The organism is Curtobacterium sp. PhB130, assembly GCF_003755165.1.
Lineage (GTDB): Bacteria > Actinomycetota > Actinomycetes > Actinomycetales > Microbacteriaceae > Curtobacterium.
The window spans coordinates 633,631-656,539 of the sequence record NZ_RKII01000008.1 but is presented as its reverse complement, the minus strand read 5'-3'; the positions used below and the strand labels follow the sequence as shown (position 1 = coordinate 656,539).

Annotated in this window: 27 protein-coding genes and 1 tRNA gene; 16 read left to right on the top strand and 12 right to left on the bottom strand. The window is 68.6% G+C overall.

Annotated features, from left to right (window positions below; genetic code table 11):
• Window positions 1–141: 141 nt before the first annotated feature.
• Window positions 142–1,212, bottom strand: coding sequence for an NAD(P)-dependent oxidoreductase (locus EDF24_RS13130; protein ID WP_123654343.1), 1,071 nt, complete (start codon window positions 1,210–1,212; stop codon window positions 142–144).
• Window positions 1,209–2,114, bottom strand: coding sequence for an MTAP family purine nucleoside phosphorylase (locus EDF24_RS13125; RefSeq protein WP_243698320.1), 906 nt, complete (start codon window positions 2,112–2,114; stop codon window positions 1,209–1,211). Before EDF24_RS13125 ends, EDF24_RS13130 begins: the two co-directional genes overlap by 4 nt.
• 96 nt (window positions 2,115–2,210) lie before the next feature.
• Between EDF24_RS13125 and glp the strand changes: the two genes are divergently transcribed.
• From glp to EDF24_RS13095, 6 genes are all read left to right on the top strand, one after another.
• Window positions 2,211–3,482 (top strand): gephyrin-like molybdotransferase Glp, encoded by a 1,272-nt coding sequence (gene glp / locus EDF24_RS13120; protein ID WP_123703353.1) that lies wholly within the window; start codon window positions 2,211–2,213, stop codon window positions 3,480–3,482.
• A complete protein-coding gene (moaC, locus tag EDF24_RS13115; RefSeq protein WP_123703351.1) occupies window positions 3,479–3,967 on the top strand; it encodes a cyclic pyranopterin monophosphate synthase MoaC in 489 nt (162 codons plus the stop codon). The genes glp and moaC overlap by 4 nt, the downstream gene beginning before the upstream one ends.
• Entirely contained in the window at window positions 3,964–4,476 is a 513-nt protein-coding gene (locus EDF24_RS13110; protein ID WP_123703349.1) for a molybdenum cofactor biosynthesis protein B, read from the top strand. Before moaC ends, EDF24_RS13110 begins: the two co-directional genes overlap by 4 nt.
• Entirely contained in the window at window positions 4,473–4,967 is a 495-nt protein-coding gene (locus EDF24_RS13105) for a molybdenum cofactor biosynthesis protein MoaE (RefSeq protein ID WP_123703347.1), read from the top strand. The genes EDF24_RS13110 and EDF24_RS13105 overlap by 4 nt, the downstream gene beginning before the upstream one ends.
• 45 nt (window positions 4,968–5,012) lie before the next feature.
• Complete coding sequence (locus tag EDF24_RS13100) at window positions 5,013–5,411, top strand: PLDc N-terminal domain-containing protein (RefSeq protein WP_123654337.1); 399 nt, start codon at window positions 5,013–5,015, stop codon at window positions 5,409–5,411.
• 221 nt (window positions 5,412–5,632) lie between these two features.
• A complete protein-coding gene (locus tag EDF24_RS13095; RefSeq protein WP_123703345.1) occupies window positions 5,633–7,486 on the top strand; it encodes an ABC-F family ATP-binding cassette domain-containing protein in 1,854 nt (617 codons plus the stop codon).
• A 28-nt stretch (window positions 7,487–7,514) separates the two neighbouring features.
• Here EDF24_RS13095 and EDF24_RS13090 read toward each other — a convergent pair whose 3' ends face one another.
• Window positions 7,515–7,946, bottom strand: a complete 432-nt coding sequence (locus tag EDF24_RS13090; protein ID WP_123703343.1) for a VOC family protein — start codon at window positions 7,944–7,946, stop codon at window positions 7,515–7,517.
• Between the two features lie 69 nt (window positions 7,947–8,015).
• On the bottom strand, window positions 8,016–8,510 hold the full coding sequence (locus EDF24_RS13085; RefSeq protein WP_123654726.1) for a MarR family winged helix-turn-helix transcriptional regulator: 495 nt from the start codon (window positions 8,508–8,510) through the stop codon (window positions 8,016–8,018).
• A gap of 79 nt (window positions 8,511–8,589) precedes the next feature.
• Here EDF24_RS13085 and EDF24_RS13080 point away from each other — a divergent pair.
• A tRNA-Gln gene (locus tag EDF24_RS13080) sits at window positions 8,590–8,664 on the top strand.
• Between the two features lie 265 nt (window positions 8,665–8,929).
• Here EDF24_RS13080 and EDF24_RS13075 read toward each other — a convergent pair.
• Together EDF24_RS13075 and EDF24_RS13070 are read right to left on the bottom strand one after the other, a co-directional pair.
• A complete protein-coding gene (locus EDF24_RS13075; RefSeq protein ID WP_123703341.1) occupies window positions 8,930–10,750 on the bottom strand; it encodes a hypothetical protein in 1,821 nt (606 codons plus the stop codon).
• A complete protein-coding gene (locus tag EDF24_RS13070) occupies window positions 10,747–11,730 on the bottom strand; it encodes a hypothetical protein (RefSeq protein ID WP_148070893.1) in 984 nt (327 codons plus the stop codon). Before EDF24_RS13070 ends, EDF24_RS13075 begins: the two co-directional genes overlap by 4 nt.
• A gap of 373 nt (window positions 11,731–12,103) precedes the next feature.
• On the opposite strand from EDF24_RS13070, the gene EDF24_RS13065 reads away from it, so the two are divergent.
• Window positions 12,104–12,673 carry a helicase associated domain-containing protein gene (locus EDF24_RS13065; RefSeq protein ID WP_123703337.1) on the top strand — a complete coding sequence of 190 codons (570 nt, stop codon included), beginning with the start codon at window positions 12,104–12,106 and terminating at the stop codon, window positions 12,671–12,673.
• A gap of 5 nt (window positions 12,674–12,678) precedes the next feature.
• On the opposite strand, the gene EDF24_RS13060 is transcribed toward EDF24_RS13065, so the two are convergent.
• Complete coding sequence (locus EDF24_RS13060) at window positions 12,679–13,806, bottom strand: hypothetical protein (protein ID WP_221181376.1); 1,128 nt, start codon at window positions 13,804–13,806, stop codon at window positions 12,679–12,681.
• 215 nt (window positions 13,807–14,021) lie between these two features.
• Here EDF24_RS13060 and EDF24_RS13055 point away from each other — a divergent pair, with 215 nt between their 5' ends.
• The gene (locus EDF24_RS13055; RefSeq protein ID WP_123703333.1) at window positions 14,022–14,591 is read left to right on the top strand and encodes a hypothetical protein; all 570 of its coding nucleotides are present in this window, start codon (window positions 14,022–14,024) and stop codon (window positions 14,589–14,591) included.
• 70 nt (window positions 14,592–14,661) lie between these two features.
• Here EDF24_RS13055 and EDF24_RS13050 read toward each other — a convergent pair whose 3' ends face one another.
• Window positions 14,662–15,741 carry a hypothetical protein gene (locus EDF24_RS13050; protein WP_123703331.1) on the bottom strand — a complete coding sequence of 360 codons (1,080 nt, stop codon included), beginning with the start codon at window positions 15,739–15,741 and terminating at the stop codon, window positions 14,662–14,664.
• Between the two features lie 133 nt (window positions 15,742–15,874).
• Between EDF24_RS13050 and EDF24_RS13045 the strand changes: the two genes are divergently transcribed.
• A complete protein-coding gene (locus EDF24_RS13045) occupies window positions 15,875–16,492 on the top strand; it encodes a TetR family transcriptional regulator (protein ID WP_123703329.1) in 618 nt (205 codons plus the stop codon).
• A 32-nt stretch (window positions 16,493–16,524) separates the two neighbouring features.
• Here EDF24_RS13045 and EDF24_RS13040 read toward each other — a convergent pair whose 3' ends face one another.
• Window positions 16,525–17,187: a cyclase family protein gene (locus tag EDF24_RS13040; protein WP_260233441.1), complete on the bottom strand. Its 663-nt coding sequence runs from the start codon at window positions 17,185–17,187 to the stop codon at window positions 16,525–16,527.
• 218 nt (window positions 17,188–17,405) lie between these two features.
• Complete coding sequence (locus EDF24_RS13035) at window positions 17,406–18,983, bottom strand: FAD-dependent oxidoreductase (protein ID WP_123703327.1); 1,578 nt, start codon at window positions 18,981–18,983, stop codon at window positions 17,406–17,408.
• A gap of 66 nt (window positions 18,984–19,049) precedes the next feature.
• Here EDF24_RS13035 and EDF24_RS13030 point away from each other — a divergent pair, with 66 nt between their 5' ends.
• Window positions 19,050–19,487 (top strand): MarR family winged helix-turn-helix transcriptional regulator, encoded by a 438-nt coding sequence (locus EDF24_RS13030; protein WP_123703325.1) that lies wholly within the window; start codon window positions 19,050–19,052, stop codon window positions 19,485–19,487.
• Between the two features lie 83 nt (window positions 19,488–19,570).
• Here EDF24_RS13030 and EDF24_RS13025 read toward each other — a convergent pair whose 3' ends face one another.
• The gene (locus EDF24_RS13025) at window positions 19,571–19,798 is read right to left on the bottom strand and encodes a hypothetical protein (protein ID WP_123703323.1); all 228 of its coding nucleotides are present in this window, start codon (window positions 19,796–19,798) and stop codon (window positions 19,571–19,573) included.
• A gap of 102 nt (window positions 19,799–19,900) precedes the next feature.
• Between EDF24_RS13025 and EDF24_RS19545 the strand changes: the two genes are divergently transcribed.
• The 5 genes from EDF24_RS19545 to EDF24_RS13010 all read left to right on the top strand — a co-directional run bounded on the left by EDF24_RS19545 (window position 19,901) and on the right by EDF24_RS13010 (window position 22,035).
• Window positions 19,901–20,143 (top strand): hypothetical protein, encoded by a 243-nt coding sequence (locus EDF24_RS19545; RefSeq protein WP_243698318.1) that lies wholly within the window; start codon window positions 19,901–19,903, stop codon window positions 20,141–20,143.
• Complete coding sequence (locus tag EDF24_RS13020; protein WP_243698317.1) at window positions 20,140–20,721, top strand: DUF2332 family protein; 582 nt, start codon at window positions 20,140–20,142, stop codon at window positions 20,719–20,721. The genes EDF24_RS19545 and EDF24_RS13020 overlap by 4 nt, the downstream gene beginning before the upstream one ends.
• A gap of 94 nt (window positions 20,722–20,815) precedes the next feature.
• Complete coding sequence (locus EDF24_RS19230; protein WP_165931463.1) at window positions 20,816–20,965, top strand: hypothetical protein; 150 nt, start codon at window positions 20,816–20,818, stop codon at window positions 20,963–20,965.
• A gap of 166 nt (window positions 20,966–21,131) precedes the next feature.
• Window positions 21,132–21,629, top strand: a complete 498-nt coding sequence (locus EDF24_RS13015) for a hypothetical protein (protein ID WP_123703321.1) — start codon at window positions 21,132–21,134, stop codon at window positions 21,627–21,629.
• 202 nt (window positions 21,630–21,831) lie between these two features.
• Window positions 21,832–22,035 (top strand): hypothetical protein, encoded by a 204-nt coding sequence (locus EDF24_RS13010; RefSeq protein ID WP_123703319.1) that lies wholly within the window; start codon window positions 21,832–21,834, stop codon window positions 22,033–22,035.
• 225 nt (window positions 22,036–22,260) lie between these two features.
• Here EDF24_RS13010 and EDF24_RS19705 read toward each other — a convergent pair whose 3' ends face one another.
• Window positions 22,261–22,674 (bottom strand): IS3 family transposase, encoded by a 414-nt coding sequence (locus EDF24_RS19705; protein ID WP_165931462.1) that lies wholly within the window; start codon window positions 22,672–22,674, stop codon window positions 22,261–22,263.
• Window positions 22,675–22,909 lie beyond the last annotated feature (235 nt).

Sequence of the window (22,909 nt, the reverse complement as noted above, 5' to 3'; positions counted from 1 at the left end):
CGCTGACGCACAGGATGCTCGTACCCCGTGTCCGGTCCGCGCACAGCAAGCGTCCGGTGGTGGGCAGGGGACCACCGGACGGGAGGCACGGTGCGGGCTGGCACCGTGCCTCCCGTCCGGTGGGTGGTGGCGACCAGGTCGTCAGCGGACGGCCGCGCGCAACGGCGCGTCCGCGAACTCGCGCATGCCCCGTTCGAAGTCGACCTCGGCGCGCCAGCCCAGCTCGTCCGCGATCCGCGCGGACGAGGCGGTGACGTGCCGGACGTCGCCGAGACGGTACTCGCCGGTGACGACCGGCTCCAGGCCGGCCGTGCCCGCGATCGCGGCGGCCATGTCGCCGATGGTGTGCACGGTGCCCGACCCGACGTTGTACGCCCGGAAGGAGTCGTCGGGCAGTGCGTCCGTCGCGGCGATCGACGCGAGGTTGGCGCCGGCGACGTCGTCCACGTGCACGAAGTCCCGTCGCTGCGCGCCGTCCTCGAAGACCCGGGGTGCCTCGCCGCGGGCGATCGCGGAGCGGAACAGGGATGCGACGCCGGCGTAGGGCGTGTTGGCGGGCATGCCGGGGCCGTAGACGTTGTGGTACCGGAGCGCGACGGCACGGCCACCGGTCGCCCGGGCCCACGACGAGGCGAGCTGCTCCTGCGCGACCTTCGTCTGCGCGTAGACGTTCCGGGGGTCGAGGGCGGCGGACTCGTCGATCAGGCCGGGGACCAACGGCTGCCCGTCGGGACCGATCGGGTCGAAGCGGCCGGCGTCGAGGTCCTCGCGGCGGCGGGCGGGCGGCCGCACCGGCTCGCCGGTCGATGTCGTGTACGCCCCCTCGCCGTAGACGACCATCGAGCTCGCGACGACCAGGCGGCCGATCCCGAGCCGGTCCATGCCGGCCAGGACGTACGCGGTGCCGGCGTCGTTGCTGGAGACGTAGTCGGGGGCGTCCTGGAAGTCCACGCCGAGGCCGACCTTTGCGGCCTGGTGGCAGACCACGTCGATGCCGTCGAGTGCGGCGTCGAGGGCCACGCGCTCGCGGACGTCGCCGTGCACGAACGCGATGCCCCGCGCTTCGTGGTCCGCGATGACGGCCTGCGGGTCGCCGTGCACGTCGGCGCGGAGGGAGTCGAGGACGCGGACCTCGTGGCCGTCGGCGATCGCGCGACGGACGATCGCGGAGCCGATGAACCCGGCGCCGCCGGTGACGAGGAGGCGGCTCATGCCGAGGCGCCCGTCACGCGCTCGCCCGCTGCGCGCTCGCTCGCTGCGCGGTCGCTCGCGGCGCGCTCGCTCGCTGCGGCCGGGACGAGCTCGCGCGGGGTGAAGTCGTCGGGGATCGCGCCGACGATCGAGCCGATGGCGCCGACGATCACCTCGTTCGCGCGGGCCAGGCGTTCCATCACGAGTGCGTGGGTGACCGGGGTCTCGGCGGCGGCTTCCGCTTCGTCCTCGGTGGGGGCGAGCCCCGCGTCGGCGTCCGTCACGAACGACAGGTTCACGGTGCCGATCCCGAGCTCGGCGGCGAGCGGGACCTCCGGCGTCATCGTCATGTTGATCGTGTGCCCGCCGGCCTCGCGCATCCACACCGACTCGGCGCGGGTGGAGAAGCGCGGCCCCTGGATGACGACGCACGTGCCGGTCGGGCGGAACGGGACGTCCAGCGCACCGACGGCCTCGATCGCGACGCGGCGGAGCACCGGGTCGAACGGGTCCGCGAAGGACAGATGCTGGACGGCGTCCTCGAAGAAGGTGTCGGCGCGGCCCCACGTCCGGTCGATGAGCTGGTCGGTCACCACGAAGGTGCCAGGGGCGTAGTCCGGGTGCAGGCCACCGACGGCGCTCGAGGACACGATCGCGCGGACCCCGAGCGAGCGGAGCGCCCACAGGTTCGCGCGGTGGTTGATCCGGTGCGGGGCGACCGAGTGCTCGCGGCCGTGCCGGGTGAGGAACGCGACGCGCTTGCCGGCCATCGTCCCGACGGTGATCGGGGACGAGGTCGACCCGAACGGTGTCGGCACGTCGAGCTCGTCGGCGGTGCCGGGCGCGAAGAGCTCGTAGAGGCCGGAGCCGCCGATCACGCCGATGGTCGCAGTCGGGTTGGTGGCGGGCAGGTCGTTCTCCACAGGTCCTCCGGATCGTCTGGGCGCGTCGTGCGCGCTCGTTACGCTACTGACACGGGCCGCCTCGGGGGCCGCGCGTCGAGTCATTCGGAGGCACCATTGCGATCGATCGGTCAGCATCGGCAGGACATCGAAGCGCTCGTCGAGCCCGTGGTGCGTCCGTCTGCGCTGCGGTTCCCCGGTCCGGAGGCCGTGGCCGTCGACGACCTCGCTGCCGACACCGGCGCGGGACACGGGTACCGCGTGCTCGGTCGTGCCGTCGGGTCGCCGATCCCGCTCCCACCGTTCGACAACAGCCAGATGGACGGCTTCGCGGTGCGGGCCGCGGACGCCGGCTCGACGCTGCGCGTCGTCGCCCCGATCCCGGCCGGGGTCGTCCCCGCGCCGCTGGCACCGGGCAGCGCTGCGCCGATCATGACCGGTGCCCGCATCCCCGACGGCGCCGACGCGGTCTTCCCGGTGGAAGCCACACTGCCAGGGGCGTTCCCGGCGGCGCTGTCGCTGGCATCGGTGGACGTGCCGGCGGACCTCGCCCCGGGCACCTTCGTGCGGGCGACGGGGTCGGACCTCGGCGTCGGCGAGACGATCGTCGACGCCGGAGCCGCACTGACGCCCGCCGTGCTCGGGGCGCTCGCGTCCGCCGGGGTGACCCACGTGGAGCTGGTCCGTCGGCCGCGGGCGCTCGTCGTGTCGACGGGGTCGGAGCTCGGCGGGGCTTCGGCAGAGGCTCCGGGCGGCGGCGACGGCGGCGGTGGTGGCGCCGGGATCAACGATGCGAACGGGGTCGCGCTGCGGGCGGCGCTCGCCGAGGTCGGGGTGGAGTCGCGGACCGTCCGGGTGCCCGACGACGAAGCCAGGTTCCTCTCCGCGCTCGACACCGCAGTGGGGGACTGGGCCGACCTCGTGCTGACCACGGGTGGCATCAGCGCCGGCGCGTACGAAGTCGTGCGCCAGGCCCTCGAGCCGCGCGGGCTCGCCGTGACCCCGGTCGCGATGCAGCCGGGCGGACCGCAGGCGTTCGGCACCGTCGAGTTCGCCGGCAGACCCGTCCCGGTCGTGTCGTTCCCCGGCAACCCGGTGTCGGCGCTCGTCTCGTTCGAGGTGTTCCTGCGTCCGGTGCTCGCCCGCGCCGCGGGGATGCCCGATGCCCGTCCGACCCAGACCCTGCCCGCCGCGTCCGCCGCAACCTCGCCCGAGGGAAAGCACCAGGTCCGCCGCGGCCGGGTCGCAGACGGGCGCGTGCACTTCGTCGGCGGTCCGTCCTCGCACCTCCTCGCCCACTACGCCGACGCCACGCACCTGGTGCACGTGCCCGTCGGCACCGCGGCCGTCGAACCCGGCGACCCCCTGACCGTCTGGAGCATCCGATGACTGACGCCGCTGATCAGACCGGCCTCTCGCACGTCCGGGCCGACGGCAGCGCGCACATGGTCGACGTCTCCGAGAAGGACGTCACCGCGCGCTCGGCCACCGCCACGGCGACCCTCGTCACCCGCCCCGACGTGGTCGCACGGATCCTCGACGGCTCGCTGCCCAAGGGGGAAGTGATCGGCACCGCCCGGATCGCCGCGATCATGGCGGTGAAGAAGACCTCGGACCTGGTGCCGCTCTGCCACCCGCTGCCGATCGCCGGGGTCGAAGTGGACATCACCGGCGCCGACGACCGCGTCGTGGTGCAGGTCTCGGTGCGCACGACCTCGCGCACCGGCGTCGAGATGGAAGCGCTCACGGGGGCGAGCATCGGCGCGCTCACCGTGTACGACATGGTGAAGGCCGTCGACCGGACGGCCACGATCACGGACGTCCGGGTGCTCGAGAAGCACGGTGGTCGGTCCGGGGACTGGAGCGCACGATGACCTCGCAACCGACCCGGGGCCGAGCTGCCGTCGTCGTCGTCTCCACGCAGGCCGCCGCAGACCCGGCGCTCGACCGGACCGGGCCCGTGATCGCGGCCTGGCTCCGCGAGCACGGGTTCTCCGTCCCGGACCCGGTGATCGTCGCCGACGGCGGGCCCGTCGCCGAGACCATCACGAGCGAGCTCCTCGCCGACGCCCGGGTCGTCATCACCACCGGAGGCACCGGGGTCACGCCGACCGACCGCACTCCGGAAGCCGTGGGGCCCCTCCTCGACCTCGAGCTGCCGGGCATCGTCGAGGAGATCCGCCGCCGCGGCCTCGCCGGCGCCGGTCCCACCGCGCTGCTGAGCCGCGGTGTCGCGGGCATCGCGTCCGGCGGGGCGTTCGTCGTCACGCTGCCCGGATCACGCGGTGGCGTCGCGGACGGGCTCGCGGTGCTCGACGGGCTGCTCGACCACGTCCTGGCGCAGCTGCACGGCGAGGGCCACGCGCCGCGGAGCGCATCGTGACCGACGTCGGGGCCGGGGCCGGGGCCGGGGCTGGGGCCGCCGGGGCCGCCGCCGGGTCGGGGGCCGCCGCTGCGCGGGTCGTGCTGTCGGACGTCGTCGACCGCGCCATCACCGTGGCGGAGACCGCGGACGTCGTCGCCACCGACCAGGACGGTGCCGTCGTGACCTTCGCCGGAGTCGTCCGTGACCACGACGACGGCAAGGGCGTCACCGCGCTCGAGTACGAACGGCACCCGAGCGCGGGGGAGGTCATCACCGAGGTCGCAGCGACGATCGCTGCCGATCACCCGGGGGTGCGCATCGCTGTGCTGCACCGGGTCGGGAAGCTCGTCGTCGGGGACGTCGCGCTCGCCGCAGCGGTGTCGTCGGCCCATCGCGCGGAGGCCTTCGCGGCCTGCGCGGCACTGATCGACCTCGTCAAGGAACGCGTCCCGATCTGGAAGCACCAGCGCTTCTCCGACGGCTCCGACGAGTGGGTGGCGTCCCTCTGACGCGGGCGTAGCGGAAGCTCCAAGGGAGTCCATAGAATCCGGGACATGAGCGTGCTGTTGTCCGGGGTGACGATCGTCCTGCTGGTGTTCGCGCTGATCGACATCCTCACCAAGACGGACGACCAGATCCGCGGCCTGCCGAAGATCGCGTGGGTGATCCTCGTGATCCTGGTGCCCGTCGTCGGCAGCATCGTGTGGTTCGCGATCGGGCACGACTGGGCTCCTGGTCCCCGGAACCACGGGCGGTACATCGAGCCGACCCGCCACGAGGACGGGTACGCCAGCCTCGGGCACGCTCGAGCGGCGCACGGCGACCGCAGGGTGACCACCACCGAGCAGGAACTCGCGGACCTCGACCGCGAGATCGCGTTCTGGGAGGCCAAGGCGCGCCTGCAGCGTGCCAAGGAGGCCGCCGGCGAACCCGACCCGACGCTCGGGAGCTGAGCCGAGCCTCCCGTCGGTCGGTCGGGCGCCCGCCCGCGCACCGCGCGTCCGCCGCGTGCGTCGCCACCGTGGGCCGCCGCCGCGTAACCGAAACCAGTTCGCACCACGGACGCACGTGGTTCGAACTGGTTTCGGTTGTGCGCCGCCGGTTCGCACCACGCACCGCCGCGCTCGCGCGGCCGCGAGCGCAGGGCGCGCCGCGCAGCACCTACCCTTGACGGGTGGCACATCTCCTCGGCGCCGAGAACCTGCATCTCGAGTTCCCCACCCGCACGGTCTTCGACAGCGTCACCATCGGCATCGACGAGGGTGACCGCATCGGCGTGGTCGGTCGGAACGGCGACGGCAAGTCGACGCTCCTCAGCCTCCTCGCGAAGCGCCTCGAACCGGACACCGGTCGCGTCACCCACCGCCGCGGCGTGACCGTCGGCGTCCTCGACCAGCGTGACGCCCTGCCCGAGGGACAGACCGTCGGCGCCGTCGTCGTCGGCGACCGCGAGGAGCACGAGTGGGCCGGCGACCCGAAGATCCGCGACGTCATCGGCGGACTCGTGTCGGACATCCCCTGGGACGAACTCGTCGACGACCTCTCCGGAGGCCAGCGTCGCCGCGTCGCCCTCGCGCGCCTGCTCGTCGGCGACTGGGACGTGCTGTTCCTCGACGAGCCCACGAACCACCTCGACGTCGAGGGCATCCAGTGGCTCGCCGAGCACATCAACCGGCGCTGGCCGGCGAACCAGGGCGGCATGGTCGTCGTGACCCACGACCGGTGGTTCCTCGACGCCGTGTCGACCGACACGTGGGAGGTCCACGACGGCATCGTCGAACCCTTCGAGGGTGGTTACGCGGCCTACATCCTGCAGCGCGTGGAGCGCGACCGGCAGGCGGCGGCCTCGGAACAGCGCCGCCAGAACCTGGCGCGCAAGGAACTGGCGTGGCTCCGTCGCGGCGCCCCGGCCCGCACCAGCAAGCCGAAGTTCCGCATCGACGCGGCCAACGCGCTCATCGACGACGTGCCCCCGCTCCGCGACACCGTCGCCCTGTCGAAGACCGCCACGGCCCGCCTCGGCAAGGACGTCGTGGACCTGCTCGACGTCGGCGTCACCTATCCCGGCACCGACGAGCCGACCATCCGCAGCATCGAGTGGCGGATCGCGCCGGGGGAGCGGACCGGCATCCTCGGGCCGAACGGCGCCGGCAAGTCGACGCTGCTCTCGCTCATCGCGGGACGCCTCCAGCCGACGAGTGGCCGCGTGAAGACGGGCAAGACCGTGCAGGTCGCGGTCCTCGACCAGCAGCTCGCGGACCTGGCGCAGTACGCCGACGACCGCGTCCGCGAGGTCGTCGCCCGCAAGAAGACCAGCTACGTCGCGGACGGCAAGGAGATGACGCCGTCGCAGCTGCTGGAGCGCCTGGGCTTCACGGCCGAGCAGCTCTCGACTCCCGTCCGCGACCTGTCCGGCGGGCAGAAGCGTCGCCTGCAGCTCATGCTCATCCTGCTCGACGAGCCGAACCTGCTGATCCTCGACGAGCCCACGAACGACCTCGACACGGACATGCTCGCCGCGATGGAGGACCTCCTCGACACCTGGCCGGGCACCCTCCTGGTCGTCTCGCACGACCGGTACCTGCTCGAGCGGGTCACCGACCAGCAGTACGCCGTGCTCGGCGGGCACCTGCGGCACCTGCCGGGCGGGGTCGACGAGTACATGCGACTCCGGGCGGCCGGCACCGGTGGGTCCACCGCTTCTGCGGCTGCCGCCGCTTCGGCCGGGAGGCCCGACACGGCTGGGTCGGGCTCGTCACCTTCTCCTGCGGTCGCGTCCGGTGCCGGGGGCGCGTCCGGCTTGTCCGGTGCGGATCGTCGCGCCGCGGAGAAGGAGATGTCAGCGCTCGACAGGCGGATCGCCCGCGTCGGTGACGACCGGAGGAAGCTGCTCGACGCCTTCGCCACGCACGACCAGTCCGACTACGCCGGGCTCGGGGACCTGCAGACGAAGCTCGGGACGCTCGAGGCCGAGATCGAGCAGCTCGAGGAGCGGTGGCTCGAGGTCGCGGAGCAGCTCGGGGTCTGAGCGGGTCCGTCGTCCGGTTGGTCGGACGTCAGGCGCCAGCGGCGGGGTCGCCGAGGCCGGGGTTCGCGACGACCTCCCAGAGGTGGCCGTCCGGGTCCTGGAAGAAGCCGGAGTACATGCCCCACGGCCGTGTGTACGGCGGCTCGAGCATGGTCGCACCCGCTGCCCGCGCACGTTCGAGGAACGCATCGGCGGCCTCCCGGGACTCCTCGAAGTGCCCGATCGTGGTGCTCGGGTCGGTCGCCAGCGCGACGCTCGCGTCCTTCCGCATGTCGTCGCGGCCGTAGACGGAGACGATCAGCCCGTCGTCCAGGGTGAACATCGCGGTGGTCCCGCCCGCCGCGGTGTCGGTCGCGACGTACTCGGTGCCGATGATGCCGCTGCCCTCGATGCCGAAGAGCGCGGTGTAGAACGCGGCCGATCGCTCGATGTCGGCGACGGCGAGGGTGATGGCGTGCATGCGGCGGAGACTACGCCGGAGCTCGTTGCTCGGCCCGCTCGTCGGCCTGCACCTCGGCCTGATCCTCGGTCAGTCGCCCAGGCCGAGGATCAGCCGGCGCAGCAGCCCCGCGAGCTGGTCCTGCTCGTCGTCGGACACCCCCGCGAGGATGTCCCGCTCCGCTCCCAGGAGATCTGCGATCGCCGAGTCGACCGCGGTCCGGCCGGCATCCGTCAGCGACACCAGGATGCCCCGGCCGTCCTTCGGGTCCGTCCGCCGCGCGACCAGACCCCGTGCGGTCAGCCGGTCCACCCGGTTCGTCATCGTGCCGCTCGACACCAGGGTCTGCTGCAGCAGGGTCTTCGGGCTCAGCTCGAACGGCTCACCCGCACGCCGGAGGGCCGACAGGACGTCGAACTCCCACGGCTCCGTCCCGCTCGCGTCGAACGCTGCACGCCGTGCCCGGTCGAGGTGCCGGGCGAGCCGGTCCACCCGCGACAGCACCTGCAGCGGTGCGAAGTCGAGGTCGTCGCGCTGCCGTCCCCACGCCGCGACGATCCGGTCGACTTCGTCCTCGTGCGGCATCCCACCATCTTGGCCGAACCCTGCGCGCACGGCCACCGTGCGGGTCATGGGAGGATGGTCTGGCCCCTTCGTGGGGTGTTCCGCCTTGGTGTAATGGCAGCACGACGGCCTTTGGTGCCGTTAGGTCCGGGTTCGAATCCTGGAGGCGGAGCCACGGGCCGATCGGTCTATCGACGGAATCGGTTCGGGGTATTCGGTCCGACCCCTCGTCGACCGTGTGCGGACCTCCTGTGGGGTCTTCATCGCGCCGTCGAGGAGCCGAGTGGTGCTGGTCGGGGCCCCTTGAATGAAGCCAACGCCCCTCCCGAAGGACGCAAAAAGCCCCCTACCCGGATTCCGGGCAGGGGGCATCGGCTCGGGGCGCTGAGTGCTCACGCCGAGCGGCTGGGGTTGGTCTGTTCAGTTCTGAGTGGGCCTGGTCAGGCCGCCGCCGGTATGTCCGGCGGTGCGGTGGTGACCTTGCGGTCGGCCCAGTACTTCGCAGGGTCGCGCTGCTCGTAGACGGCGGGGTGGGATCGGTTCTTGCGATTCCGGTGGGCGAGGTTGAGCCGTTCCTGGTACCAGTCAACGATTCGGTGGATGTTCTCGCATGCGGCCGCCATCGCGGCGCAGAGGGCCGCGAACCAGGGGCCGCGAACGAGGCGCTTCATCGCGATGCCGAGTGCAAGGTGCTCCGGGTTCTTCACGGACGCGTTGCCAGACTCGACCGTGTTGCGCAGGCCGTACATCCCGCGCCACTTCTCGGACTTGTACTCGAACTCTTGGCCGTACTTGAGGTGCTTGGTGTTCTCTTCGTTTCGGGTGCCGCTTCCGAGTACGCCGGGAATGAGGACGGTCTTACTCGGCACGGTGATGTCGACGATCGCCCCGGAGTTGGGGTCGATATCGACTGAGTCTTCGAGACGCAGGGTCGGGTAGAAGTACTGTCGTGATCCGTCGGCGCGGTGACGGCCGCGCGGCTCCAGACGGAAGCGGGAGCGGCGGGCGCGCTGCTGAACGAGAACGTCGTGAGCGGCAGCGATGTGCGCCTCGCGAGCGTCCTCGTTCTCGATGTTGTCGGTCGCGGCTTTCTGCGCGTCCGCATATGTCTTCTCGGCGAGTTGCAGTGTCTTGGGCATCGCAGCGAGGTACCAGCTTCCATCGCACATGACCAGGTCGTGCTTGCCGTCGGGGCTGGCCCAGAAAGCCTGCTTGCCTTTCTGATCGATGCCGTAGTCCATGACGAGGCTGACGCCGTGCTGGGCGAAGGGAAGCTGCAGGTCCTCGACCTTGGCGTTGGGCGTGTACGCGCGGTCTGCGACGAGCGTCTTGATCTTGATGTCTCGCGCGATAAGGGACTCGAGGAGCTTGCGACCGTGACCGATGAGCTTGCCGGGCTTGTGGTCGCCGATCGCCGTGAAGAGAAGCGGGAAGTCCTTGTCGGCGGCGGGATTGTTTCGGGTCCAGATGCAGTACTCGATCTCCTGGCCGTACTTGCGCTTGCCGGGACCCTTCTTCGAGCCGTCGTGATCGCCGTGTCGGACGTAGAGTCCGCCACCGTGGTTTGTCGGCATCTTGTCGCCTGGGCGCATGTTTTCGAAGGCTTTGTGCATCCCGACGAGCTCGAGGATGGTGGCGTCGATTGCGTGTGTTCCATCCGGACGGTCGCGGATCTCCTTCGGAAGGAGAAGGACAGAACCGTGCAGGATCGCCGTCATCAGTTCTCCGCGACGTCGAGTCCGAGCGGCCATCTCGACGGGGTCGCGCTGGGCGACCCATTCGTTGTAGAACTCGAACGTCATACCTTCGTGGCGATCCCCGGGCTCATCGTCAACCAGGTCACGCAAGCGAGCCAGCGCGGCCCACACGCGGTCGTACATCAGTTCTTGGCGGTTCTCCACCACTTCGGTGATGCCCAGGCGCCGTCGCTGCTTCCAGCCCATATGCATGAGCATCTCGACGGCTGCCATCAGCGACATCTTCTTCCTCGCGCGCAGGCACACGAAGACGAGCATCAGTGCGCTCGCTTCGCTGAACTTGCTCTTCTGACCAGCGTTGGACTTACGCTTTTCTGCTTTGAAGCCGTCGATGACCTGCTGCACGTCGCCGTGTCGACAAACGAGGGAGACTTCGTGGACAGCCCGTTTGACGGACTTCTTGATGCCCATCGTCACCCAGTCGTTGAGCGTCATCTCGAAGCTCTGCTCGAACCATCGGTCGACGTGCTCGGCATCGTGATACTTCGTCAGCGCGGCGGTCACCGGGTGACCTCGTGCGCGCGAAGCTGGCGGCGGTACGAAGCGTCATCGAGAGCGGGCACGTGTGCGACGAGCTGGTCGAAGTGTTCGAACTTGGTGACGCCGGCGGCGGTCATGAGGGCGCGCATGTCGGTGCGGGCGATGAGGTGCGTGATGAGCCACGTGTTCCGCATGCGCGTGGTGACGGGGTCGGGCTCGTTGCCACGGTCGGTGTCGTAGAGGAACGTGGTGAGCGTGCTGATGCCGTGCTTGACGCGCTTCGGCGAACCGAACACCCAGTGCTCCGGCTCGACCTCTGCGATGGAGTTGAGCAGGAGCGTCTCGAAGCGGGCCAGGAGCGGAACCGTCCGGGCTCCCGGATTGACCGTGACGAGGATGCCGTCGGTGTCAGCGAGGATGTCGCGGCGGCGAACCTGGAGGAGCTCGTTTGCTTTGAGCCCCGCTCCGGTGCACAGCGCGAGGACGACGCCGGCGCTGCGACGCCGTGCCGCGGTCGACTGGCCCGTCGCCCAGCTTTCGAGGAGGTGCAGGTCGAGGTCGTCGTAGGGTGCTGCGGTGTTCTGCGGAGTCGTCGGTGCGAACTCCAGCGGCACCTCGCCGACGAGGACCTCGGACATGCGCATCAGCGCCGACCGGTAGGTGCGACGCGTGGTGTCCGACCAGGTGACGTCGGTCCTGGTGATGTAGCGGCGGACGATGACGGGGTGGAACACGACAGCGTTCTTCGCCGGGTATCCGTTGACGTTGACGACCCAGTCGACGAACGGTGCCGCGACGACGATGAGCCGGTCGGCAGGCTGAGCAATGGACGCTGCCGCCTCGACGACTGCGCTGACCACGAAGTCCCGGACAACGCTCCATCGGTCCTCCGCGAACGTCGGGACGTACTTCACCGGTGTTCTTCCGAGTGCGAGGAGCGACAGGATGGCGCGCAGCATCGCGGCGATGTACTGACGCGGTGACCGGAGGATCTGGCTAGGCATGCCCGGCCTATGCAAGCGACTCGGGACGAGCTGTGGGAAGGCGCTCCAGATTCCGATCTCGTTGCCGGCCGATCCGCATGCCCGCGCGGAACCGCGGCCACTGCCGTCGACGCGAACGGTCGCGTCAAGCCGGGCGTGTCGCCGCTTGCCAACGCATGCGACGGTGACGTCGGCGTCGTACGCGTGACGCTGGCGATGTGCATGCGATCCGGGCGGCTCTCTGCTTCGGGGACTCAGAAAACGTAGTGATCTTCGCGGCCGGATTGGTCCTGTTTGCGGACCCCGCTCGTCTGCGACCCGCGCGTCCTCCAAGATCACGCCCGTTCCGCGCATACCCCCTCCGAGGCCGACCGCCGGCCTCGGAGAGGACCACATGCCCACCCCGACCACGGCGCTCGCAGCGCTCCACGCCGAGTACGCCGACCACGCAACGCAGCCAGCCCTGACACTCACCCTCGACCAACGGCGCGGCGTCGCGTTCTACCTCGCCGACACCGATGACGCCGTCGAGATCGAATCCTTCGTGCGACGCTGGATCGATCGAGTGCACGACCTCGACGAGTTCGTCGACAAGTACGGACGGATGCCCCGTGCCGACTCGACCCGTCCTCGCCCTGCGACCGTCGAGCAGAGCCTCGTCGACGCCCTCACCTACTTTCGGCAGGTCGGCGCTGCGGGTGGCTACTGCTCGTACCAGGTTCGACGCCTTGAAGCGGTGCCGGGCTTCGCCTGGAACCCCCGCGATGCGCAGTGGTCGTCGATGCTCGCCGCGCACCAGCAGTTCTGGGCCGATCATCAGCGACCGCCGCGTCGTCGCGCGACCGACCAGACGGAGGTGACGATCGGACGGTGGGTCGCCCAGCAACGAGCCCAGCACGCCCGCGGCCGCCTGTTGCCCGAACGCGAGCAGCAGCTCCGGGCGGCACGGTTCCGGGTCCTCTGATGGCGTTACCGAACTTCGCGGGCCTCGGCGAGGATCCGTCGACGGTGCTCGGATACGTTCATCGTCGGAATGTGCCGCAGGGACGTGACCAAGTGCTTTGGCTTGCTCAGTCCGCCGGCAGCCATGAGTTCGGCGGCGTGCGTACCGCCAGCAAGGTGCGTGGTGACCCAGGTTGCGCGCATTCGCGTCGGGACTGGCTTCGGTTCGTTGCCGAAGTCGGTGTGGTTGATGAACGGCGTGACGAAGTTGTAGGTCGTTTTCTTGTTCGCCCCGCCGAGGATCCATGCGTTGTCTGGCACCCCCGCGAGGGAGTCGATGAGGAGCTGCTCCCATCGTTCGAGCAGGGGCACCAACCTCGGCGTCCCACCCAGTACGTCGACGAGAATTCCGTGACGGTCAACGCGCACGTCGCTGCGACGCAGGTGCTGCATCTCCCATGGGTCAAGCCCAGCGCCTGCACCGAGGGTAAGGACCGCGCCAGCACCTCGACGTCGCAGTGCGGTTGATTGCCCACGTGCCCAGGACTCGAGCAGGTTCAGTTCGAGGTCGGTGTACGGGGCGGTGACGGACTGTCCGTTCAACGGCGCAAACTCGATCGGACCCTCGTGGGGGAGGACGACCTCCGAGATCCGGAGCAGGAAGGACCGGTAGTCGCGGCGCGTCTTGTCCTTGAGGTGGAGGTCGTCGCGGGAAACGTACCGGCGGATCAGCACCGGGTGGAACACGTTGGCGACCTTCTGCATCCCGTTGACGTGCACGACCCAGTCAACGTACGGCGTCACCGCGACCATGAGCCGTTCAGCAAGGTACGCGCACGCGGGCGCGACGAGCGCAACAGCGTCCAGCACGAACGGCTCGATGTTGGCCCACCTGTCCGCGGGAACCGACTGGCTCCGATACTTCCGCATCGCGTGGATGGGCTCAGGGCGGAGCTGCGCGACAAGAGGGCCCTCGTCGGTCTTGGAGCTTCGGGCCCCGAGTGTTGAGTGCCCGAGGATGAGCGGCTCGGGTTCCCAACATTGGACGTGCGAGCAGTGCTCGACAGGACTGTGACGTCGGAACGGACGACCGAAGGCGGCGCCCATCGGTCGCCCCAGGGCGATCGCGAACGTGACGGTCTCCTGGTTCGGCACCACGTGGTGCTCGGTTGAACTCGGTGAGCGGAGCGCTGCTCGAACGGCGGTAGGGAGCGAAGGCATGCCACGGCTATGCCTAACGGTCGGACCCTGACGTGAGGAACGCCGAGAAGTAGATCGAACCGGCCCCCGAAGGACGGGTCCGAGCCGACTTTCCCGGCTGGTTCGGGTGTGCCGGCATAGCTCCAGGACAACGACTCCTGGAGGACCCCTTGGACTACCGCACCGCAACCCGTGAAGAACGAGCCGCCGAGTTCATCGACTTCGCGACGAAGCTGCACGACAGCCGATACGACTACGCGCACGTCCAACGCGACTACGTCAACGGCGACACCAAGGTCACCATCATCTGCCCCGACCACGGGGCCTTCGAGCAGACCCCGCGCGAGCACCGCCGCGTCCGCGAGACGCCGTGGGGCCCGCAGCGCGGCCAGGGCTGCCACGACTGCAAGGGCTTCAACGCGCAGGTAGAGATTCGTCGCGAGCGCTTCGTTGCGAAGGCTCTGGCTACGCATGGCAACCGGTACGACTACACCGATGTCGCCTACGTGGACGCGCGAACCGACGTCACCGTGAACTGCCGCAAACACGGCGCGTTCTCAGTCCGCCCAGACAACCACACCTCCAAGTACGCGACCGGCTGCCCCGACTGCGCCCTCAGAGGACACCGCTCCGCACCGCGCTCGAAGAAGAAAACCGAGGAAGGCCTGTGGTGGAACCGCCCAGCTGGGACAACCACAGGACGGAAGCGGCTCCCGCGTAGACGAGCGGAGACCCGCTAGCTGCTCCCTCTGGCAGGAGTCAACCGAACTTGCAGCAGTCCCCGCCTCGGGATTCGGTTGCGGTAGGCCTCTAGACGGTGAGTGGATCCGGTGCGTGCTCGGGCCGGGCGACGTGTTCGCCGTGATGGGCTCGGCGTCGCTGTTCGTGCACGAGTGCACCGATGCCCATGAGTGCGAGGCCGAAGGCCGTCCATCCCACGAGGATCAGCCACTGCAAAGTGGAGTTGGCGTCCGGGAAGTATGAGATGTCGCGGAGGAGCCGCGCGCCTGCTCCCGGTGGGAACCACTGACCGATGACACCCCAGGGGGCTGGTAGGAACGACGACGGTGTTGCCGCGGATGCGAGGGGGTTTGCGAACAGGAGGAACAACACCGGCCCGACGCTGACGCCGAGGCGGCCGATGAGCGTCGAAGCGCCGAGGATTGTTCCGGCGATCGCGCTGAGGGCGAGGGCGAATGCCGCCGCGTTCTCGAGGTAGTGACCCTGCAGGATTCCCAGCCAGCCCTGCAGGATGCCGGCCACGGCGAAGCCTGCGATGACCACGAAGGCGACCAGGCCGACGAGGCGCCGCCCGGTGCCGTGCACGAGGAACGTCAGGAGGATCCCGCCGAGCATCCCGCCCATGACCAGCGGGAACGCCGCAGCAACCAAGCCCGACCCGGTCGGGTCGTCATCGGAGAGCGGGACGACGTCGGTGACGGCGACAGTCGGAGCGGCGGCCGCATCACCGGCTGCCGACGCGGCGGAACCTTGTGCCTGTGCTTGTGCTTGCAGTTTCGCGGCGACGCCGTTCATCACCTGCGCGACAGCGGGGCTGGCCGCAGTCGCGGTGAGTACCTCGGGAGCGGACCCGGAGGACAGCACCACTGCGCCGTAGACGTCACGCTCTTTGAGCATCCGCACCGCGTCGGCGCGGGTGTCGGCCAGCTGGACGTCGAAGGTGTCATTGCCCTTCGTCAGCGCGGACTTCAGCTGGTTCGACGCTGCGCTCGGTCCAGCGATCGCGATCGAGATGTCGTGCGCCGAGGAGGCCCGCGACGGCCACGTGAACGCGATGACCACCAGCGATACGATCGCCGCGACCAGGACACTGGTCGCGACCGCGCGCCGCCAGGGCGTGGGCTGGGGCAGGACGGATGGGGTGCTCATGCGCGGCTCTTCTCGGTAAGAAAACGGGCCCCGGCAGCAGCGGCAGGGCGGTGGACCGTCTGCGAGCGTAAATCAAACCCACCAAGAAAGCAACGCGCGTTGACTTATTGGTAGCGCTGCATAGGATTACCTCATGACCGAGGCAACAGCGAAGCGCGAGACGGCTCGTCCCCTGGGCCGGCGCCCGGGGGTGCATGACACTCGGCAGACGGTCCTCGACGCGGCGCGGGCCCGGTTCGCAGCGGACGGGTATGCGGGCGCGTCCATCCGGAAGATTGCAGCGGACGCGGGCGTCGATGCGGCGGTCGTGATGCGTCTTTTCGGGTCGAAGGATGACTTGTTCGCAGCGGCAATGGTGATGCCTGCTGAGGCCGCCACAGCACTCAGCGGCGCTCTGGAGGGTCCAGCTGACGGTGTCGGTGAACGCCTCACGCGGGCCTTCCTTGAGTTGTGGACGGCACCAGCGTCATCGGGTCCGCTGCTGGCCACGTTCCGATCGGCCGTCACGAACGAGCAAGCTGCAGCGCATCTGCGGGCGTTCATCAGGGGGCGAGTCCTCGAGGCGTACGTGCCGCATTTCCCGGATGTTCCCGACGCGGCGCTGCGGGCAACACTGGTGTCCTCGATGCTCATCGGCGTCGTCGTCGGGCGGCAGGTCGTCGGTATCGATGCGATGGTCGATGCGGACTTTGAGAGCATTGTGGGGATGATCGCCCCATTGATGCAGGCAGTCCTGACCGCGGAGCCCTGACGGTCGCACTGTTCGCCTCGACGGCGTCGGGGTCAGAAGATTGCGATCGGGTTCACGGCGAGCCCGGTTGTGCCGGTGATGCGGGGAGGCGCGAGGACGAGCATGAAGCTCCACCGCTGCACCGCCTCACACTGCGTGGCGAGGTCAGCGAGGTCGGCTGCGTCGACGAGTGGAAGGCCGAGCCGTGCGAGCGCGACCTGATGCATTGGCATCGGAACAGACATCGGGCGGGGATCGCTGATGTCGCCGATGTAGAGGGCGGCGCCGTGTTCGTCCAACCAGGTCACGGCCGTGAGGTCAAGACCCGGGGCAGGCTGCGACATCGGTTGATTTACATCCCAGCCGCCGCGGACGATGACGGCGTCGCCCGGATGCAGGACTGTGCCAGCACGTTCGAGCGCAGCATCGAGATCTGCCGCGTTGACCCGGTGGGTGGCGTCGAGACGGCCGCCGCCGGGTGCGAGGTCGAGGAGGACGGCGCGGGTGACGACGCCCGCGGCGAGGTGATCGGCCGACCCGTGGCGCACCCCCGTCGGAGTGATCGCGTCCGGCAACTTCACTCCGGGATACACCTCGTCGCCGGCGGGGATGTGGCTGAGCGCGTCGACGTGGGTGAGACCGGCGTTATGGGTGTTGATCAGCAGCGAGTCGGTGATGGCCATCGGCTTCACCCCGTTGAAGTTCACGACCTGCATGACCGGGGCAGGAACAGTTCCGGGACTGCCGACTGGTCCGAGACCAGTGGTCAACGGTGTCGGGGCGGTCTCTCGTGCCAGGCTCACTGAGATCCCGGTCCGGACTTCTCCCGCGGCGCGGAGGCGGGCGCTGTCATCGATGCGGTTCAGGGCTCCGATCTGGTCGGCGTCGCCCCACCGTCCCCAGTTGCTGGGGAGAGCATCGTCATGCACGTCGGTCACCTTTCGTCCTTGTGGGTGTGGAGGCTGGTCAAGTGCTCTAGGGCGGTGCGCAGGCGCGTGGTCCCGGTGCCTCGTGCGCTGAGGTAGCCGTCGGGGCGCACCAGGAACCAATCACCGATGGTTGCACCGAGGTTCGTGTGGACACTGCCGTCCGGGTCCCAGACGCTGGGGCTTGCGTCCTCGGAGCGTGTCCGGCTGATCGGCACCACCGTCAACCAGCCCGGTAGTGACGTCGCGTCGACGCTGCTGTCGGATGTGTCACCAGCGACGGTGAGCAGGTGCCACGATGGAGCTCGCAGCATGCTGCGGAGGTTCGTCCAGCCCGGTGACTGCGCGTCCGCAGCGGAAACCTGTGTCAGGCGCTGCCCCGCACGAGGCCCTGCACCCGGCTCATCGCCGGACACTGTGAGCGGGCTGTCGTCGTACTCGATCGCGAGAGCCGACATGCTGCGGATGAGCTGCCGCATGAAGTTCAGGTCGGATTTTTGGGTCTCCTCCGGTGTGTTGACCATGGTGGTGTCCATGACCTTGCCCGTGGAGGCAAGCAGCGCCTGCCCGATGGGGACTCGCTCGGCGTCGTAGGTGTCCAGTAGCGCAGCGTCCGCATCGCCGTGGAGGACCATGGCCAGCTTCCAGGCGAGGTTGAACGCGTCCTGGATGCCGGTGTTCAGTCCCTGCCCTGATGCTGGCGAGTGCACGTGGGCGGCGTCGCCGGATACGAAACACCGGCCGACGTGCATCGCAGGGACTGCACGCTGCTGGATGGTGAACTTTGACGCCCAGCTCGGGCGCTCCACAGTGATTTCACGGCCGAGCGCTTCGGTCAACTTGCCGCTGAGCTGCGCAGCGATCTGGTCCGCGTCCGAAGGGTCTCCTATGCCGCTGGTGTCCAGCAGTCGCCACTTCTCGGGTTCCGGGAACGGGAAGAGCATCATCGTGCTGCCGCGGGGAAAGAGCCAGTGCACCCCGTCACGGTCGAGATCGGTGTGCACGATCGCGTCCGAGATGAGCCAGGTGTGCGCCGATTCACCCTCGAGTGGCAGGTCGAGTGCTTTCCGCACGGTCGAGTGCCCACCATCACACCCCCACAAGTACTGCGCGCGCACGGATTCGGCGCCCGTGGCCGCTTCGCCGTCGCACCGCAGCTCGGCAGTGACACCGTCGGCGTCGCGCTGAAACGAGTCAAGGCGGGTGTTCCACTCCACCGCGACACCCGCCGCGGCAGCATGCCCACGGAGGACACGCTCGATGACCACCTGGTCGACGTTGAACATGTACGGGAACTGCGTCGCCAAGGTCCCGAAATCGAAGTTGAGCCGCGACGCGCCGTCCGGCTGATGGCGGATGAACGCGTTGACCCTCGTGCCTTGCCCAGCAACCTCCCCGAGGACCCCGATCTGGTCGTAGATCTCCATGCTGCGCGCATGCACGCCGAGCGCGCGACTCGTCGTCGCGGGCGCCGCGGCCGCATCAACCAGACGAACCGACACCCCGGCCCGGGCCAACTGCGACGCAGCCATCAGCCCAACCGGTCCCGCCCCAACGATCAGAACATCAACATCGCGCAGCGCCATGGTTCCTCATTCCCTGTGTCAGCTAGTCTGACACTGGACCTTACGCTCTGGAGAGGGAACCGAGCTATGCCAGCTGAAAACCCTGACAAGACCGATCTCCCGCTACTCGCGCTCCTGCAACGCAGCGTCCGCTGGCTGTCCGACGAACTCGTCGATGCCCTGACAGCCGCCGGCGTGGATCCGATCACACCAGCGCACACCACCGTGCTCGCACACCTGGACGATGACGCCGCGCTGAGCATCGCTGAGCTGGCGCGCCGTGCTGGTGTCACCCGCCAAACCATGCACCGAGCCGTGGCACAACTGATCGGCGAAGGGCTCCTCACGAGCAAGCCGGGACCAGGATTCCCACGGAGCACCCTCATCGAATACACCCCCGCAGGTCACCACCGAAGGACCGTCGCCATGCACGTCCTCCTCGAGTTGGAGCAGAAATTCGCAGACCGCGTGGGCCCGTCACAGCTCGCCCAACTACGACAGACCCTCGACAGCGCCTGGCCCTGATCATCTTCAGCCCGAGCAACAGGACCACGGCGCGAGGCCACCGAGCGATAACAAAAGAGCGCCATTGGGCAGTGCTGCTCAGCTCACAACTCGGGGACCTGATCGATTCCTCGCACCTCGTGCCCGAGGTCTCGGAGGTAGGCCGCCCAGTGGCCCGGGCCGCAGCCGGCGTCCAGCAGCGGGCCTTCGATATCCGCGGCCCACGTCGAGACGAGGTGCGCATCGGACGGGTGCACCGTCACCGTCGAACCCAACCGTTCCGCGTACTCCGCGGCTCGGCGCGAGTACGAACTCAAGACCTCCGCTGCCATGACCAGACCCTAACGGAGGACGAGCCGCGCGCCAGAGAGGGTGTCCCTGTGGCGATCGGCTCCTGGCTCGGCAAGTACCTTCCCTAGGATGCGTCTGTGGGTGTGACCGGCGAGAAGTATCGGGCGTGGGCGCAGGTCGAAGCGCACGGCGTTTCCGATCTGTACTTCGACTGGGCGACTGGTGTCGCTGCCGACGAGGACATCGTGAAGCTGGTCCAGGAGCTGTCCGCGGCGAAGCGGCAACCGAACACGTCTTCGCCGCGGCTCGGATGGCCGGTGTTCCTCTCGTGCCCTACCGCGAGGCGAGGAGTGAGTTCGTCGCCAGGTGGGATGCGATCCGCGTGATCGCTCTCACCCACGCGACGCAGACGAACGAAGCCCGCCGGTGCGCCGTATTCCTGCCCGAGCTGGCGAAGATCCGCGGGCCAATCGCACTGCTCGAAGTCGGAGCGTCCGCGGGGTTGTGCCTGTACCCGGACAAGTACGCCTACCGCTTCATCACCGAGCGGGGAGTTGACGAACTCGCACCGACATGCGGCAGCTCGGTCGTCCTCGAAACTGAACTGCGCGGGCGTTCAGCTCCGACGCATCTGCCGGAGATCGTCTGGCGTGCCGGCATTGACCTGAACCCTCGTCCTGCGAGACGTCCGGTAGTCGATCCTCAATCGAGTCTCGCTGCTCCTTCCGGCACGGTGCATGATGGGGCCGTGAGTGAAGAACCTGAGAAGAAGCCATCGTCGTCTCATGGCACCACGATTCTCGTCGGGTCCTTGCTCGTTCTGTCTCAAGTACTCACGATCACGTCTCGGCTTCTCAACGGCGAGAGCTTCCTCAGCCCGTGGGTCATTACCAGCGCCGCTCTCGCCGTCATCGGCGGCATCTTCGCCGGGATCGCACTGACCAGGACGAAGCGATCGCGTTGATCGCTGGTGCCGCTCGCTAGCGTCCGGTAGCCGATCGTCTATCGGGACGGCACCCGTCCTGATGACTCGCCCTATGTCTGCTCGGAGTCTCACCGTGCTCGGTGCTGTTGTGATCGCGTTCGCGCTGCTCGTGTGGATCATCAACCCGACGATTCATGGGGCGAGTTTCGTCGTGCTGATCGTCGCGCTCATCGCCGGCCTTGCCTGCGTCGTGCTGGGAACCATGCGGCGATCACGAGGTTGACCCCGTCCGCGTTGAAACCCGTCCCGCCAGGGGATCGGCTACCGGGATGTCCGAACACTGCTCCCTCGTCGGATCTCGTCGCGGCGTAGCGTGAGCTACATGACCGAGGAAGGAGACGCCTTCTCCACCCGCATCGCCTACGACACCAGATTCATCCGGAGAACGCATGCGCTACGAAGCTGACATCGACAACGGCGCCCTCATCATCGAGGGCGGCCATCTCCTCGCCGCGACCCCTGACGAGTTCACTCGGATCGGGTTTCTTGACCCGGAACAGACCGTCCGAGCCGTGGCACCAGGAGTTGACCTGCATCTGCCGGTCGCCCTCGCAATGGTCGCCGGATGCGGCCTCGTCACGATCGACGCGTACGCGCACGCAACCGAACCACCGCTCCCCGACGAAACCTGGACCAATGTCGTCGACGTCACATTCGACGTCGACGACATCGACACCGGGCTCACCGTTGTCAGCCTCTTCAACGGCCCCGACTTCGACGCGCCCCCACTCACCCCGGCCCCGGGGCTTTACCGCCTCCGCATCAGCGGGCGCGGCCGCGAACAAGTCTGGATCGACACCGTGCATGAGCAGTACCGCTTCGACGCATGGCCAATCACCACCGCCACGGCACCCACGGTCCATCGCACACACAGCGAGCCAGCCTGACTCTCGCATCGAGGATCTCGACCGCGATAACCGGCATCGACATGGACGGTTAGGCGAACTCGACGCACGGTGCCCCGGCCTGCTGCCAGCTGTGACAGCGGAGCCGCACCGCTAATGGAACGGTCTCGAACGTGTTGGCCGCTCGGTGTCTCGGTAGGCGATCGGCTATCGAACGTCATGCTGCGCCGGTAGCGTTCGAGCGGTGAAGTCCTCCGGCGACGATGATCGGCCAGCCCGCGCGCGGTACAACCTGCTCGTCGGGAGCATCGTGCTGGTGGTCGGCGTCGTTCTGCTTGCGGGCCGATGGAACCTGGTAGTCGGCGTCATCTTCACGTTTGTGGGTGCCGTGATGCTGCTCGCGGGCTGGCTCTTCTCGTGGTCGCGCAACGACCGATCTCGCAAGTAGCCGAGATAGATGGTGCCCGGAGATGGATCGGCTACCGGACGCGCCCTACTTCTCGCTGCGGCAGCGGAGCATGTTCATCGCGACCAAGGTCATCACTGGTTCGTCGCGGTCGTTGAGCACGGTGATGCCCAACGGAGTTCATCGACGCCCGGGGACGCGAGACTCGCGGCGTCGTTAAGTGTGCGGACGTCTGCATCTCGCACACCGCCCAGCCCAGGTGATCCTTCAGGTAGCCCGTGCCACTCCCTGACGTTGTGGCACTCGCCAGGCCGGTGGTCTCGTCATGTCGGGAAGCATGCCGACACCACCGGCCGCCCAACGACTCGATCGGAGCAGGCCGCCACGCCGCGTAGATTCGGCGCCCGCGCTGCCGGCGGCGCGGGCGTTTCCTAACCGCGGAAACAGGTGTTCAGCCCCCGGGTTGAGTGGAGGCTCGGTAGTGCCGCTTCGACGGTAGTCGGAGCGGTTGCGTCGGTGGGGGATCTGTTCGAACTCGACCGGTGAAACCATGCCAAGCTCGCCGCGCAGGCGTCGGTGGTTGAACCAGTCGAGGTACTCGACGGTCGCTGTATCGAGGTCCTCGATGCCGCGCCAGGGCCGGGGTAGCGGATCACCTCGGCTCTGAAAAACGGAGCACACAGTGCGGGCAACCCCGAGCAGGCTCCGGCTGATGGGGCGAATCGGCGCGAGCGGTGGCGCGGGCCTGCGTGACGTAGGAGAGTACTGAGGCTGACGTGCGCTGTCGTGCCCGACGTGTTTCCAACATCAGTTACCGGCACGGAGATGACACGCTTCGGTGTGATCCGACACCAGCGGGTGACTACTGCCCACCGCGTCACCTGAGGCAGCAGCCCCGGACGAGTCGCGCTACGCG

Excerpts from the sequence above, each read along its gene's own strand:
- EDF24_RS13130 (WP_123654343.1), bottom strand. The coding sequence starts at position 1,212 with ATGAGCCGCCTCCTCGTCACCGGCGGCGCCGGGTTCATCGGCTCCGCG.
- moaC (WP_123703351.1), top strand. The coding sequence starts at position 3,479 with ATGACTGACGCCGCTGATCAGACCGGCCTCTCGCACGTCCGGGCCGAC.
- EDF24_RS13110 (WP_123703349.1), top strand. The coding sequence starts at position 3,964 with ATGACCTCGCAACCGACCCGGGGCCGAGCTGCCGTCGTCGTCGTCTCC.
- EDF24_RS13100 (WP_123654337.1), top strand. The coding sequence starts at position 5,013 with ATGAGCGTGCTGTTGTCCGGGGTGACGATCGTCCTGCTGGTGTTCGCG.
- EDF24_RS13090 (WP_123703343.1), bottom strand. The coding sequence starts at position 7,946 with ATGCACGCCATCACCCTCGCCGTCGCCGACATCGAGCGATCGGCCGCG.
- EDF24_RS13085 (WP_123654726.1), bottom strand. The coding sequence starts at position 8,510 with ATGCCGCACGAGGACGAAGTCGACCGGATCGTCGCGGCGTGGGGACGG.
- EDF24_RS13070 (WP_148070893.1), bottom strand. The coding sequence starts at position 11,730 with ATGCCTAGCCAGATCCTCCGGTCACCGCGTCAGTACATCGCCGCGATG.
- EDF24_RS13065 (WP_123703337.1), top strand. The coding sequence starts at position 12,104 with ATGCCCACCCCGACCACGGCGCTCGCAGCGCTCCACGCCGAGTACGCC.
- EDF24_RS13050 (WP_123703331.1), bottom strand. The coding sequence starts at position 15,741 with ATGAGCACCCCATCCGTCCTGCCCCAGCCCACGCCCTGGCGGCGCGCG.
- EDF24_RS13045 (WP_123703329.1), top strand. The coding sequence starts at position 15,875 with ATGACCGAGGCAACAGCGAAGCGCGAGACGGCTCGTCCCCTGGGCCGG.
- EDF24_RS13040 (WP_260233441.1), bottom strand. The coding sequence starts at position 17,187 with ATGCAGGTCGTGAACTTCAACGGGGTGAAGCCGATGGCCATCACCGAC.
- EDF24_RS13035 (WP_123703327.1), bottom strand. The coding sequence starts at position 18,983 with ATGGCGCTGCGCGATGTTGATGTTCTGATCGTTGGGGCGGGACCGGTT.
- EDF24_RS13030 (WP_123703325.1), top strand. The coding sequence starts at position 19,050 with ATGCCAGCTGAAAACCCTGACAAGACCGATCTCCCGCTACTCGCGCTC.
- EDF24_RS13025 (WP_123703323.1), bottom strand. The coding sequence starts at position 19,798 with ATGGCAGCGGAGGTCTTGAGTTCGTACTCGCGCCGAGCCGCGGAGTAC.
- EDF24_RS13015 (WP_123703321.1), top strand. The coding sequence starts at position 21,132 with ATGCGCTACGAAGCTGACATCGACAACGGCGCCCTCATCATCGAGGGC.